The 11,817-nt window shown below is 75.7% G+C and carries 15 protein-coding genes; 5 read left to right on the top strand and 10 right to left on the bottom strand.

Features of this window, described 5'->3' with window-relative positions:
• Window positions 1-184: 184 nt before the first annotated feature.
• Window positions 185-1,240, top strand: coding sequence for an alcohol dehydrogenase catalytic domain-containing protein (locus tag HL663_RS04990; protein ID WP_173027335.1), 1,056 nt, complete (start codon window positions 185-187; stop codon window positions 1,238-1,240).
• Window positions 1,241-1,252: 12 nt separating this feature from the next.
• Here HL663_RS04990 and HL663_RS04985 read toward each other — a convergent pair whose 3' ends face one another.
• From HL663_RS04985 to HL663_RS04975, 3 genes are all read right to left on the bottom strand, one after another.
• Window positions 1,253-1,915 carry a PIG-L family deacetylase gene (locus HL663_RS04985; protein WP_173027334.1) on the bottom strand — a complete coding sequence of 221 codons (663 nt, stop codon included), beginning with the start codon at window positions 1,913-1,915 and terminating at the stop codon, window positions 1,253-1,255.
• Between the two features lie 10 nt (window positions 1,916-1,925).
• The gene (locus HL663_RS04980; RefSeq protein ID WP_173027333.1) at window positions 1,926-2,933 is read right to left on the bottom strand and encodes an SLAC1 anion channel family protein; all 1,008 of its coding nucleotides are present in this window, start codon (window positions 2,931-2,933) and stop codon (window positions 1,926-1,928) included.
• Window positions 2,934-3,001: 68 nt separating this feature from the next.
• Window positions 3,002-4,339, bottom strand: coding sequence for an NAD-binding protein (locus tag HL663_RS04975; protein WP_173027332.1), 1,338 nt, complete (start codon window positions 4,337-4,339; stop codon window positions 3,002-3,004).
• A 214-nt stretch (window positions 4,340-4,553) separates the two neighbouring features.
• Between HL663_RS04975 and HL663_RS04970 the strand changes: the two genes are divergently transcribed.
• Genes HL663_RS04970 through HL663_RS04960 form a run of 3 tightly spaced genes read left to right on the top strand, consistent with a single transcriptional unit; the run spans window position 4,554 to window position 6,864 of the window.
• Window positions 4,554-6,011, top strand: a complete 1,458-nt coding sequence (locus HL663_RS04970; protein ID WP_173027331.1) for an NAD(P)/FAD-dependent oxidoreductase — start codon at window positions 4,554-4,556, stop codon at window positions 6,009-6,011.
• Window positions 6,008-6,178, top strand: coding sequence for a hypothetical protein (locus HL663_RS04965; RefSeq protein ID WP_173026454.1), 171 nt, complete (start codon window positions 6,008-6,010; stop codon window positions 6,176-6,178). Before HL663_RS04970 ends, HL663_RS04965 begins: the two co-directional genes overlap by 4 nt.
• Before the next feature lie 53 nt (window positions 6,179-6,231).
• The gene (locus tag HL663_RS04960; RefSeq protein ID WP_173027330.1) at window positions 6,232-6,864 is read left to right on the top strand and encodes a class I SAM-dependent methyltransferase; all 633 of its coding nucleotides are present in this window, start codon (window positions 6,232-6,234) and stop codon (window positions 6,862-6,864) included.
• On the opposite strand, the gene HL663_RS04955 is transcribed toward HL663_RS04960, so the two are convergent.
• From HL663_RS04955 to trxA, 7 genes are all read right to left on the bottom strand, one after another.
• The gene (locus tag HL663_RS04955; protein WP_286175944.1) at window positions 6,839-7,561 is read right to left on the bottom strand and encodes a hypothetical protein; all 723 of its coding nucleotides are present in this window, start codon (window positions 7,559-7,561) and stop codon (window positions 6,839-6,841) included. The genes HL663_RS04960 and HL663_RS04955 overlap by 26 nt on opposite strands.
• 106 nt (window positions 7,562-7,667) lie before the next feature.
• A complete protein-coding gene (locus tag HL663_RS04950; RefSeq protein WP_173027329.1) occupies window positions 7,668-8,522 on the bottom strand; it encodes a hypothetical protein in 855 nt (284 codons plus the stop codon).
• A gap of 417 nt (window positions 8,523-8,939) precedes the next feature.
• Entirely contained in the window at window positions 8,940-9,101 is a 162-nt protein-coding gene (locus HL663_RS04945) for a DUF8730 family Cys-rich protein (protein ID WP_173027328.1), read from the bottom strand.
• A gap of 60 nt (window positions 9,102-9,161) precedes the next feature.
• Window positions 9,162-9,785: a class I SAM-dependent methyltransferase gene (locus tag HL663_RS04940; protein ID WP_173027327.1), complete on the bottom strand. Its 624-nt coding sequence runs from the start codon at window positions 9,783-9,785 to the stop codon at window positions 9,162-9,164.
• A gap of 13 nt (window positions 9,786-9,798) precedes the next feature.
• A complete protein-coding gene (locus HL663_RS04935) occupies window positions 9,799-10,059 on the bottom strand; it encodes a metal-sensitive transcriptional regulator (protein WP_173027326.1) in 261 nt (86 codons plus the stop codon).
• A 99-nt stretch (window positions 10,060-10,158) separates the two neighbouring features.
• On the bottom strand, window positions 10,159-10,479 hold the full coding sequence (locus tag HL663_RS04930; protein WP_173027325.1) for a rhodanese-like domain-containing protein: 321 nt from the start codon (window positions 10,477-10,479) through the stop codon (window positions 10,159-10,161).
• A 46-nt stretch (window positions 10,480-10,525) separates the two neighbouring features.
• Complete coding sequence (gene trxA, locus HL663_RS04925; RefSeq protein WP_030526272.1) at window positions 10,526-10,894, bottom strand: thioredoxin; 369 nt, start codon at window positions 10,892-10,894, stop codon at window positions 10,526-10,528.
• 218 nt (window positions 10,895-11,112) lie between these two features.
• On the opposite strand from trxA, the gene HL663_RS04920 reads away from it, so the two are divergent.
• Complete coding sequence (locus tag HL663_RS04920) at window positions 11,113-11,811, top strand: ferritin-like domain-containing protein (protein ID WP_173027324.1); 699 nt, start codon at window positions 11,113-11,115, stop codon at window positions 11,809-11,811.
• Window positions 11,812-11,817: the final 6 nt, after the last annotated feature.

Raw genomic sequence — 11,817 nt, 5'->3', positions numbered from 1 at the left:
CCCGAGTCCTGCCCGCCGCCGTCGTCCGTCCCGGGGAGGGAAGGGCGCGGGTCGAGGTGATCCCCGACCACCTCGCGGTCGCCTTTCACCTCGACCCACGAGGCAACACCCGGGTCAAGGTGATGCCCGACCACCTCGCGGTCGCCTTTCACCTCGACCCACCGGCCGCTGGCAGGCTGGTCCCGTGCGAGCCCTCGTCTACGACGCCTTCCGCGAGCCCCTGCGGGTCACCGAGCTGCCCGACCCCGCTGCCCCGCAGGGCGGCGCCGTCGTGCGGGTGCTCAGCGCCGGCCTCTGCCGCAGCGACTGGCACGGCTGGATGGGCCACGACGGCGACATCGCGACCTTCCCCCACGTCCCGGGCCACGAGCTCGCCGGCGTCGTCGAGTCGGTCGGCGACGGGGTCGACCCCGCCTGGGTCGGCCGTCCCGTCACCGCCCCCTTCGTCCAGGCCTGCGGGGCCTGCCCGACGTGCGCCGCCGGCGACGGCCAGGTCTGCCCGCACCAGCGCCAGCCCGGCTTCACCGACCCGGGCTGCTTCGCCGAGCGGGTCGTCGTCCGCGCCGCGGGCACCAACCTGGTCGCCCTCCCCGACGCCGTCCCGCCGGAGGTCGCGGCCGGCCTCGGCTGCCGGGTCGCGACCGCCCACCGGGCCGTCGTCGCCCGGGGCCGGGTCGCGCCGCGTGACACCGTGCTCGTCAGCGGCTGCGGCGGCGTCGGCCTCGCCTCCGTCGCCATCGCCGTCGCCCTCGGGGCGCGCGTCGCCGCGACCGACCTCGACCCGGCCTCACGCGCCCGCGCCGAGGCCCTCGGCGCGGAGCTCACCCTCGACGCCGCGCTCGACCCCGCCGACCTCGTCGCGGCCGTCGCCGACTGGTCCGGCGGCGGCGCCCGCGTCGGCGTCGAGGCCGTCGGTGCACCCGCCGCCTGCCGCACCGGCATCCTCGCCCTGGGACGCCGTGGCCGGCACGTCCAGGTCGGCCTGCTGCCGCCTGCCGCCGGGTCCGCGACCGTCCCGATGGAGCGCGTCATCGGTTGGGAGCTCGACGTGCTCGGCAGCCACGGGATGGCCGCCGCCGACTACGCGGGCCTGCTCGACGACGTCGCGGACGGCCGGCTGGACCTCGGCGCGCTCCTCGCCCCCAGTGACCCGGCCGGGCTGGAGGAGACCGGCCACCTCCTGGCCCGGATGGGCGACGCGGGCTCGCGTGGGATGGTCCTCGTGGACCCGTCCCACTGACCCCGGGCACCCTCAGACCAGCCGGCGCACGTGCTCCCGGTCGCCGAGGAGCTCCAGCCGGCGCCACAGCACGCTGCCCGGCACCGCCTGCGTCGCGTGGCAACGGACGGCCTCGAGCTGGCGGGTCCGGTCGACGACCACCCCGGTCAGGTCCTCGAGCGGGTGGCCGGCGAACCCGCCCCCGGTCTCGTCCCGCAGCGTCGCCGCGACCTCGGCGGGCAGCGCCCACCCCAGCACGGGCACACCGAGACCGGCGCCGACGGCCACGGCGGCGACCGAGGCCGCCTCGTGGTCGGCGTGGCCGGTCACGCCGGCCACCGGGTCGAACACGAGCATGCCGTCGGGCGCGACCCGGCGGACCTCGGCCGCGACGTCGCCCCGGAGCACCTCGTCGGGGACCGAGGGCAGGCCCCCGTCCGGATGCGCGAGCAAGGACGTGCGTGCGACCCCCAGCGCCGCTGCCGCAGAGCGCAGCTCGGCGTCGCGCACCGACGCGAGGTCGCCCTCGACCTCGCCGAGCGTCGACGCCTCCCCACGGGTCAGGCACAGCACCGACACCTCGGCGCCCGCGGCCCCGAAGGCGTCGAGCAGCGCCCCCAGCCCGAAGGACTCGTCGTCGGGGTGGGCGACGACGGCGAGCACCGTGCGCCACGCCGGCAGTGCCTCAGTGGTCATCGTCGACTCCTCACTCCGGCAGGCAGATCCGCCCACGGGCCGCAGCCCGCAGCGTCAACCCTGTCACCACCAGCACGAGCAGGCTCGTCGCACCGAGCAGGGCCACGGCGACGACGTCGTACGCCACCTGCGGCCGGGCCCCGGCCATCGCGACGGCCGCGGCCGACGCAGCAGCGAGCGGGAAGGTGTAGGCCCAGTAGGGCACCGCGAACGGGATGCGCCGCAGCCGGCCCACCTGCGCCAGGAGGATCGCCACGAACGACATCGCCGCGGAGAACAGCAGGACGCCGACGGGGTCGTCGACCGCACCGGTCAGGACGCCCCACGAGAGCATCGCGACCGACGGGGGCGCGACGAAGATCGCCATGGTCGGCAGGAGCTTCTCGGGAAGAGCGCTGTCGTGCAGCAGGACCCGCTGGAGGACGAGGGGCAGCAGGGCGACCCAGAACGCCACCCCGACACCGAACGCGAACCGCGCGAGCTCGACGGAGCCGATCTCGCGCGCGGCCAGCGGCGTGATGACGTTGCCGACGACGGGGATGAACCACGCGGGGGTCACCGTGCCGTGGACGATGTCGGCGCGCCCGAACCAGGCGCTGACGACGGCCACGGTCGCCACGAGGTGACCGATCGCCCCCACCCACCACAGGACAGACGCGACTCCCGGCGCGACCGACTGGCCGGCCGTGGCGAGCACGAGGAGGGCGATGGTCACGGTCGGCGCGAAGGCCATCCGCACCGGGTGGCACAGCTCGGCCCGTGCGGCGTCCGGGAAGCGGACCCACTTGGCCCCGTAGGCGGCGCCGACGACGAGGAAGGCCAGCGTCGCGAGGCTGAGGAAGCCCTGGGCCGGCCACGCCGGCAGGTCGTAGACGCGGGCGGCGCGACGCCAGGCCAGCGACACCCCCCCGAGCCCCATGACGGACGAGAACAGGGTGACGGGCAGGTGCGCCAGCGAGCGCCCGCCCGGCGACGGGCCCGTCGCCGCGGAGGCCTGAACGGTCGTGGTCCGGGTCATCGTCCTGGTCCTTCCCGGCCCCGTGGGCCGCTGCCGTCGACATCATCTGGCTGATACCCCCATGGGTATCAGCCCGCGGCGCATCCGCACCGCACGGGCACCTCGCGGCGACCGACCCCCTCCGCGTCCAGCACGCCCACCCGGTGCTCGCCGGCCCACACGACGCGCGGCCGGCGACCACGCACCGAGGCACACACCCACGCCGCCGTCATGACGCCCACGTCGGCGACCCGGGCGATGCGGAAGAGGGACGTGGTCTCGGTGACGGCGGCGCCCTCGCCGGCCCGCAGGACGGCCCGGACGCCGGGAGCCACGGCGAGCGCGTTGATGACGACGGCGACGTTGTCGAGGTCCTCCGACCCCATCGCCGCGACCGCCCGGGCCCGCGCGAGCCTCAGCCGCGTCAGCACCGCCCGCGAGCCGGCGTCACCGAGCACGACCGGCACCCGGGCCGCCCGCGCCGCCCCGAGGTGCGGCGCGTCCCGCGACCGTTCGACGACGACGACCGGCACGCGCAGCGCGGCCAGCAGCTCGGCGACCCGCAGGCCGACCTGCCCCAGGCCGGCGACGACGACGTGGTCGCGGACCGGGACGCGGCGGGGCCCCACGAGGGAGGCCGTGCGCGGCCCCACCATCCACTCGACGATCCCGGCCACCAGGGCCCCCGTGAAGGCGATGCCGACGAGCATGAGGAGCGCCGACACGACGAGGTACCAGGCGGGCGCGCCGTCGGCCTCGGCCCCTGCCGGACCGACCGTCGCGACGAGGCGCGCCGACCCGTAGAAGCCCTCGACGAGACCCTCGTGCAGCACGCCGACGCCGAGCGCCCACTCGAGCGCGATCGTCGCCGTCAGACCGCCGACGCCGAGGAGCAGGACGCCGTCAGACCCCCCGTCGTGCCGCGGCAGCCACCGCGCGACGCGGGCCGCCCGGTCGAGCGGCTCGGGGGCGCCGGGCCGCAGGACCGGACCGTCGTCACCGTCCACGAGCTCGCGCACACCCTCCGGACCCGCGAGGAGGGCCAGCACCCCCGGCCGCACGCACGCGGCGGCGACCGCCGGCGCCGCGACCTCCGCCGGCGAGGTGACGGTGCACTGCGGCACGACCCGGGCGAGGTGCCCGCCGAGGGTGCGGTCGAAGATCGTGACGACGAGCCGGACCCCGGGACGCAGGTGCTCGACGAGCAGGGCCAGGCGTAGCGCCGGCAGGTCCCCGCGCACGAGGACGGCCACGCCGTCGACCGGGTCGACGAGCGCGGCGCGCAGCGCGGCCTCGTCGGGGTCGAGGAGGTGGACGACGTCGACACCCTCCTGCGCGAGGAGCGTGCAGAGGAGGCGGGTCGCCTCGAGGTCCCCCACGACGACCGTGCGCGGTCGGGCCGCGCCGCTCGGCGGGGACGGGCTCACGGACACCTCCGCACGGTGGTCTGGAGACGGTGGCCACGGGGGCCGGGCACGGCGCCGGGTAGACCACCCGACCCGGCGCCGCTCGTCCGGCCGGACGGCTCGAGCATATACCCCACGAGGTATACGTCACCGGTGATCCGAATCACCGGACGGCTATACCCCTGTGGGTATATGGTGCAGGCGACCACCCACCCGTCGAAGGAGACGTGAAGCCATGGCCGATGTCGTCATCCTCGGCGCGGGCGTCGCGGGGCACACCGCAGCCCTGCACCTGAGCCGCCTGCTGCCGAAGGGCCACACGGTGACCGTCGTGTCACCGAACTCCCGCTGGAACTGGATCCCGTCCAACATCTGGGTCGGGGTCGGCAAGATGGGGAAGAAGGACGTCGTCTTCCCCCTCGAACCGGTCTACCGCAAGAAGGGGATCCGGTTCGTCCAGGCCAAGGCCGTCGCGATCCGCCCCGACGGCGACGCCGACGACGCACGCGGCGCGGTCGACGTCGTGCACACCTCCGCCGAGCGCGACGGCGAGGAGCAGCGCCTGCGCTACGACTACCTCGTCAACGCCACCGGCCCCCAGCTGAAGTTCGGCATGACCGAGGGCCTCGGCCCGGACGGCGGCCACACCGTGTCGGTCTGCACGGCCGACCACGCGGTGCACGCCGCGGCCGAGCTGCGCGCCGCCATCGACCGGATGAGGGCCGGCGAGCACCAGACGATCGTCGTCGGCATGGGCCACGGCACGTGCACGTGCGAGGGGGCGGCGTTCGAGTACGTCTTCAACGTCGACCACGAGCTGCGCGAGGCCGGCGTCCGCGACCTGGCCCGCGTCGTCTACCTGAGCAATGAGGCCGCCCTCGGCGACTTCGGCGTCGATGGGATGACGTTCGCGGAGAGGGGTTTCGAGACCACCTCCGAGCTCTGGACCGCAAGCCTGTTCCGCGAGCGCGGCGTCGAGGCCATCCTCGGCGCGCACGTCCACCGCATCGAGCCGGGCGTCATCCACTACGAGACGCTCGACGGCGAGATGCACGAGCTCGCCTTCGACTTCGGGATGCTCCTCCCGCCGTTCGGCGGCGTGCCGCTCAGGGCCTACGACCGCGACGGCGCCGACGTCACCGACCGGATGTTCGCGCCGAGCGGGTTCATGCGGGTCGACGCCGACTACACGGCCAAGCCGTACGAGGAGTGGCGCGGCGAGGACTGGCCGCTCACCTACCTGGCCCCCGGCTACGACAACGTCTTCGCCGTCGGCATCGCCTTCGCCCCGCCGCACCAGATCTCGCGCCCGCGCACGAGCCCGAACGGCACGGTCATCGCCCCGTCGCCGCCGCGCACCGGCATGCCCTCGGGCGTCATGGGCAAGACGGCGGCGCTGACCATCGTCGACCGGATCAGGCACGGCGCGGACCGGCCGGCCCACGAGGCGTCGACGGCCCGGATGGGCGCGGCGTGCGTCGCGTCGGCGGGCGCCGGGATGCGGCGCGGCTCGGCCGCGGCGATGACGATGATGCCGGTCGTCCCCGACTACTCCCGCTACCCGACGGGGCGCGACACCGCGGACACCCGCGGCGAGCTCGGCCTCTCGGGGCACTGGGTGAAGCTCATGCTCCACCACCTCTTCATCCACAAGGCCAAGGGCCGGCTCGGCTGGCACCTCATCCCGGAGTGAGCACCATGGACCAGACCCACACCCCCGACCCCGTCGCCGACCTCTCGAAGGCGCCGCTGCCCACCGAGAGCACGCTGCGCAAGCGCCGCAGCCTGCCGCTCCAGACCATCCGGTTCGCCGTGTTCAACGTGCGCATCATGCGGATGGTCCTCAAGGGCCACCACTGACGCGAGCCTCCTCCCGCTCGTCCGGGCGCGACCCCGTGGGACACACTGGCCCCATGGGGCCGCGCCGGTGGTGGGACGAGCGGGTGCTGCCGCGCCTGACGCACCGCGCCTGCCAGGGCCCGGACGTCGACCGCTGGCGGGCACCCGTGTGCGCGCGGGCCGAGGGCGTCGTGCTCGACATCGGCTTCGGGTCCGGCCCGAACCTCGAGCACTACCCGGCGTCCGTGACCCACGTGCTCGCGGCCGACCCCTCCGACCTCGCCTGGGAGCTCGCGGCGCCGCGCGTCGCCGCCTTCGGCCGACCGGTCGACCGGGTCTCCCGCGACGCCGCCGACCTCTCCGCGCTCGCCGACGGCTCGGTCGACACCGTCGTCACCGCGTGGGCGCTCTGCACGGTGCCCGAGGTCGAGCGCGCGCTGGCCGAGGCCCGGCGGGTGCTGCGGCCCGGGGGCGTCCTGCACTTCGTCGAGCACTCGCTCGCCCCGGACCCCGCCACGGTCCGGGTGCAGCGCGCCGTCCAGCCCCTGTGGGGGCGGATGACCGGCGGCTGTCACGTCGACCGCGACCTGCCTGTGCTCATCGGGGCGGCGGGGTTCGAGGCCACGCTCGACCGGGCCCGCTACATCGCCCCCGGCCCGATGCGTGCCTGGGGCTGGCTCGTCACCGGCTCCGCCCGCCCCACCTGACGAGCCGCACGCCCGTGGCGACGAGCCACCCGAGCCAGAGCGTGAGACCGAGCAGCCCGACGAAGAGCAGGGGCGAGCCGTCGGCGACCGCGAGGGCACCGACGCCCGCGACCAGCATCAGCCCACCCGCGGCGAGGCCGAGGACGCGCAGCCAGGAGCGGGTCAGCCCGCTCGCGTGCGCCGCGAGGGCCAGGCCGACGGCGGTGGCACCGAGCATCGGCAGGACGAACGCGAAGGCCGCCGCGTGGACGTGCCAGACGAGCTCGAACGCGGGTGAGGACCGCGTGAGCCCGTCGGCCGAGATCGCGAGCCCGACCTGCAGGACGTTGGCGAGCACGAAGCCGGCCGACGCCGCCGCTCCGGCGGCCACGGCGAGCCGCGACCACGCGGCGCCCGCTCCGCCGCGACGCTCGACGATGCCGTGGAGACCGGTCACGAGCAGGAGCAGCAGCGGCAGGTACACGGCGACCAGCCCCGCCGCGACACCGACCGCGCCCCGCTGGGCCGCGAAGTAGCGCGCGACCTCGTCCATCGGGGTGTCGTAGCCGGGAGCCCCGGCCGCCGCGAGCACCACGTTCTCGGCCACCACCCCCACCGCGACGGCGATCGCGCCGGCCCCGACGAGGCGGGCTCGGTCCGGCCGGTCGGAGGTGACGGGGGGTTCCGTCAGGAAGAGGGCGCCCTGGGCCGATGACATGGTCGTGCTCCTTCGCAGAGTGGGGACGGGTGAGGCGCAGGCGCCCCGGGGGTGCAGGCTCGGATGGCGGCCGGCCACCGAGGACCGCCGCGGGTGGAGAGGCGGGTCAGCCGCCGAGCGAAACCACGAGGGCGGGGACGGGACGCACCCACGTGCTGACGTTGGCCGCGGCGAGCAGGAGGAGGGCGGCTGCGGCCCCGCCGTACAGGCCGGCGCGAAGCAACCACGTCGGCGTCGACCGACCCGTCCCGCGCAGCCGCCACCGCCCGAGGACGGCCCGGGCGGCCGGCACGATGAGCGCCACACCCACCAGGGCCGCGAGCACGGCGAACACGGCGTGGTACCGGGCGAAGTCGGCCAGCAGCGCGCCACCGACCCCACCGACGGACGCGGCCGGACCGACCTCCACCGCGGCCCGCAGGTCACCCAGCACCGCCGCGAGCCCACCGGCCCCGCCGGACCTGCCGGCCGGCAGGAACGAGGTCACGGAGGCGAAGGGTGCCGCGGCACCCTGGAGGTTGGCGAGCAGGAGGGTGAGCGCCCCGAGCAGCCAGACCACCGCGCCGGCGTGGGTCGCCCGCAGCAGCCACCGGCGGCGGCCGGGGTCGGCCGCCTCGGCCCGTCGGCGTGACGACGACACCAGGCCGACGAGGACGAGCACGAGCAGCCCGGCCATCGCCGCCTTGACGAGGTGGAACTCCCGCCAGGTCGCGGTCAGCGCGGAGAGGGCGGCCGAGTCCTCGACGGGAGCGGAGAGGTCGGCGTCGACGAAGGCCGACACGACCGCGGACCGCAGGGAGGACTCGCCCGCGAAGCCACGCAGCGCGACCACGCCGGCCGGGACGACGAAGGTGGCGACGGTGAGGAGCGCTGCCGCGGCGGCGCGCCGGTGACGACGCGAGGCGGCGGCACCGGCCAGTGCAGGACCGGTCGGGGCGGCGGGTGCGGGTGAGGCGGTCACGCGGGGGTCCTCCCGGGTCGGTGTCGTGCGGCGTGGAGCAGCCTGCTCGACGCCGCCGCAGAAGTCACGAGCCCCGACGAGGAGTCAGGGACGAACCAGGGTCGACCCGCAGGGGCGCGTGTGTGGCGGCCGACCCGCAGGGGCGCGCGTGTGGAGGGTCGACCCGCAGGGGCGCGCGTGCGTGGCGGTCGACCCGCAGGGGCGCGTGTGTGGAGCGGGCCGAGGTGCACCCGGTGGCGCAGGAGGTGGGGTGGTCGCCCCACGTCCGACGCCACGTCCGACGCCACGAGCGGCGCCACGACCGCCGTCGGGCCGCGGCACCCGGCGCGACGCCCCGCGCATCGCCACGGGGGCGCCGTCACCCCGGGCACGACGACGCCGCGCCACCCGGCGGGGTGGCGCGGCGGTCGGGGCGGCTCAGCGGCCGAACAGCTTGCCGAGGAAGCCGGTGCTCGGCTCGCCCTCGTGGCCCTTGCAGCGGTCGGACGACGGCACGCCGCGCATCACCTGGTCGACGTGCTGGCCGCAGCCGGCCCAGGTCGTCTTCCCGCACTTGCGGCAGCTGACGGCTCGGCACATGGGGGGTCCTCCTCGGGGAGAGTGGTTTCCGGATCGGGACCAGCATACCCCCGGGGGTACCTAGACAGCAAGCCGGCGGAGGAGGACCACCGTGTCGAGGGCCGGCCGGTCGGCGCCGTCGACGACCCGCTCGCGCAGGTCGGACGAGACGACCTCGACGGGGAGGTCCGCGGCCGCGGCGACGACGTCGTCGGGGTCGTGCAGGACGGCGGGGTCCTGCGGCCCGCCGACGCCCTCGGCGAGGTTGCGCGCGGCGTGGCACACGACGAGGACGGTGCCCCCGGCGCGGACCGCCTCCACCCCGCGCGCCAGCGCCCGGCGCCACTGCGCGTCGGGCAGCTGCAGGTACGCGAAGAGCACGAGGTCGTAGCCGTCGCCGGAGGGCGCCGCGGGCAGGCGCTCGAGCGCGTCGGCGACGAGCGCCCGGAAGGGCCCCGCGTCGGCGCCGAGCCGCCGGCCGGCGATGTCGCGGGCCCGCTCGACGGCGACCGGCGAGAAGTCGGCCGACGTGGCGTCCCATCCGCGCTCGGCGAGCCAGAGGGCGTTGCGCCCCTCGCCCGCGGCGACGTCGAGCACCGAGCCGGGCGCCATCGGCCCGACGAGCTCCTCGACGAACGCGTTGGGGCCGGCGGACCAGACGAGGTCGGAGCCCGAGTACCGGGCGTCCCAGGCGACGGAGTCCATCACGACCTCCCGGTCAGGCGAGCGAGAGGAAGAGCTTCTCCATCGACTCGACGTCCATGGAGCCGGCCTCGGGGTTGGTGATGCACTGCCGCAGCCCGAGCGCGATGACGGCGAAACCGGCCCGGTCGAGGGCCTTCGAGACGGCGGCGAGCTGCGTGACGATGTCCTGGCAGTCGCGGCCGTCCTCGATCATCTTGAGGATGCCGCCGATCTGGCCCTGCGCCCGCTTGAGCCGCTTGACGACGGCCTGCATCTCGGTGGGATCGAGCTCCATGCTGGGGCCTCCGGGGGCGATCGACGACAAGGCGTCGAGCGTACCCCCCGCGGTACCTGACGTGGGGCGAGCGGGTGCGGACACGGGGGTTCTCCTGTCTCAGGCGGCCTGGCGGCCGGTGACCAGCGGCCGCCCGGAGGCGGCCCAGGCCGAGGTGCCGCCCTCGACGCTCACCGCGTCGTAGCCGAGCCCGGTCAGCAGGTCGGCGCCGGCACGGCTGCGGTTGCCGCTCGCACAGACGACGTGGACGGTGCGGTCCGTCGGGATGGACGCCAGGACGGTGGCGACCCGCGAGAGCGGCGCGAGCACGGCGCCGGGGACGTGGCCCTGGACGTACTCCGCCGGCTCACGGACGTCGAGGACGAACGCGCCGTCGGCGTGCCGGGCGGCGAGGGTGGGGATGTCGATGGTGCGCGTCATGACCGAAGGATACCCCCAGGGGTATCCTCTCCGTCAAGCGCGACGGTCAGTTGGCGTCGGACTGGGCCGCGACCTGGGCGCGGACCTCGTCCATGTCGAGGCCCTTGATGCCCTCGACGACCTGCTCGAGCGCGGCGGGCGGCAGCGCGCCGGCCTGGCGGAAGACGAGGATGCCGTCCCGGAAGCCCATGAGCGTCGGGATCGAGGTGATCTGCGCAGCGCCGGCGAGCGCCTGCTCGGCCTCGGTGTCGACCTTGCCGAAGGTGATGTCGTCGTGCGCCTCGCTCGACTTCTCGTAGGTCGGCGCGAACTGGCGGCACGGGCCGCACCAGGACGCCCACCAGTCGACGAGCACGATGCCCTCGTCGGTGACGGTCTTCTCGAAGGTCTCGGCCGTGAGGTCCACGGTGGCCATGTCAGCTCCTCGGAGTCGGGGGAACGGGTTCGGATCGGTCAACAGGATACCCCTACGGGTATATTCCCGGACACGCTGTCGCGAGGGAGAACGCCCCGGCGGCGCGAGTTCATCCCCGTGCGCACCTTCACGCAGGCTTCACACCGGCCACGCGGGGCGCTTCACACGGGCCCGCTGTCATGGGGACACCCCCTCGAGACAGACGCCAGGAGCACACCATGGGACGCACCCGCACCGCCACCCTCGCCGCGATCGGGGCCGGAGCCCTGCTCGCCGTCGGGCTCGCCGCCGGCCAGTCCTCCGCCGCGACCCCGACCGGGGGTGCCGCGACGGCCACCGCCACCCCGGCCCTCACCGCCGCGCTGCGGTTCGCGAGCGACGAGGAGCGGATGGCCCGTGACCTGTACGCCGCGATCGCCGACCGCTACGACGACGCCCTGCCCTTCGGCCGCATCACGACGAGCGAGCAGCGCCACCTCGACGCCGTGTCGGGCCTGCTGGACCGCTACGGGGTCGCCGACCCCGCCGAGGGCTCCACCGCCGGCCGCTACGCCGACCCGGCCGTGCAGCAGCTCTACGACACCTGGTGGGCGCAGGCCCGGCGCTCGCTCGACGACGCCGACGACGTCGGCGTCGCGCTCGAGCAGCGGGACATCGCCGACCTCGAGAGGACCGTCGCCGCCGACCTCCCGAGCGACGTCGACGCCGTCCTCGGCCGCCTCGTCCGCGGGTCGCGGATGCACCTGCGGGCCTTCACGGCCGCGGCCGACGGGCAGACCGTCGGCGGGATGATGACCGGACCCGGCTCCATCGACGGCACCGCCGGCCGGGGTCGTGGCGGGCTGATGACCGGCCGCGGCGGCCGGGGCGCCGGGACCTCCCGGACGGCGGGCTGCCCGACGCTCGACGCCGGCTGACCGCCC

This window comes from Arthrobacter sp. NEB 688, from assembly GCF_013201035.1.
Lineage (GTDB): Bacteria > Actinomycetota > Actinomycetes > Actinomycetales > Dermatophilaceae > Phycicoccus.
The sequence above is the reverse complement of the archived record's forward strand: the minus strand, read 5'-3'. Positions and strand labels throughout refer to the sequence as shown.

Bases quoted from the DNA above. Each gene is read 5' to 3' on its own strand.
- HL663_RS04985 (WP_173027334.1), bottom strand. From the start codon at position 1,915: ATGACCACTGAGGCACTGCCGGCGTGGCGCACGGTGCTCGCCGTCGTC.
- HL663_RS04980 (WP_173027333.1), bottom strand. From the start codon at position 2,933: ATGACCCGGACCACGACCGTTCAGGCCTCCGCGGCGACGGGCCCGTCG.
- HL663_RS04970 (WP_173027331.1), top strand. From the start codon at position 4,554: ATGGCCGATGTCGTCATCCTCGGCGCGGGCGTCGCGGGGCACACCGCA.
- HL663_RS04960 (WP_173027330.1), top strand. From the start codon at position 6,232: ATGGGGCCGCGCCGGTGGTGGGACGAGCGGGTGCTGCCGCGCCTGACG.
- HL663_RS04955 (WP_286175944.1), bottom strand. From the start codon at position 7,561: ATGTCATCGGCCCAGGGCGCCCTCTTCCTGACGGAACCCCCCGTCACC.
- HL663_RS04945 (WP_173027328.1), bottom strand. From the start codon at position 9,101: ATGTGCCGAGCCGTCAGCTGCCGCAAGTGCGGGAAGACGACCTGGGCC.
- HL663_RS04940 (WP_173027327.1), bottom strand. From the start codon at position 9,785: ATGGACTCCGTCGCCTGGGACGCCCGGTACTCGGGCTCCGACCTCGTC.
- HL663_RS04935 (WP_173027326.1), bottom strand. From the start codon at position 10,059: ATGGAGCTCGATCCCACCGAGATGCAGGCCGTCGTCAAGCGGCTCAAG.
- HL663_RS04930 (WP_173027325.1), bottom strand. From the start codon at position 10,479: ATGACGCGCACCATCGACATCCCCACCCTCGCCGCCCGGCACGCCGAC.
- trxA (WP_030526272.1), bottom strand. From the start codon at position 10,894: ATGGCCACCGTGGACCTCACGGCCGAGACCTTCGAGAAGACCGTCACC.
- HL663_RS04920 (WP_173027324.1), top strand. From the start codon at position 11,113: ATGGGACGCACCCGCACCGCCACCCTCGCCGCGATCGGGGCCGGAGCC.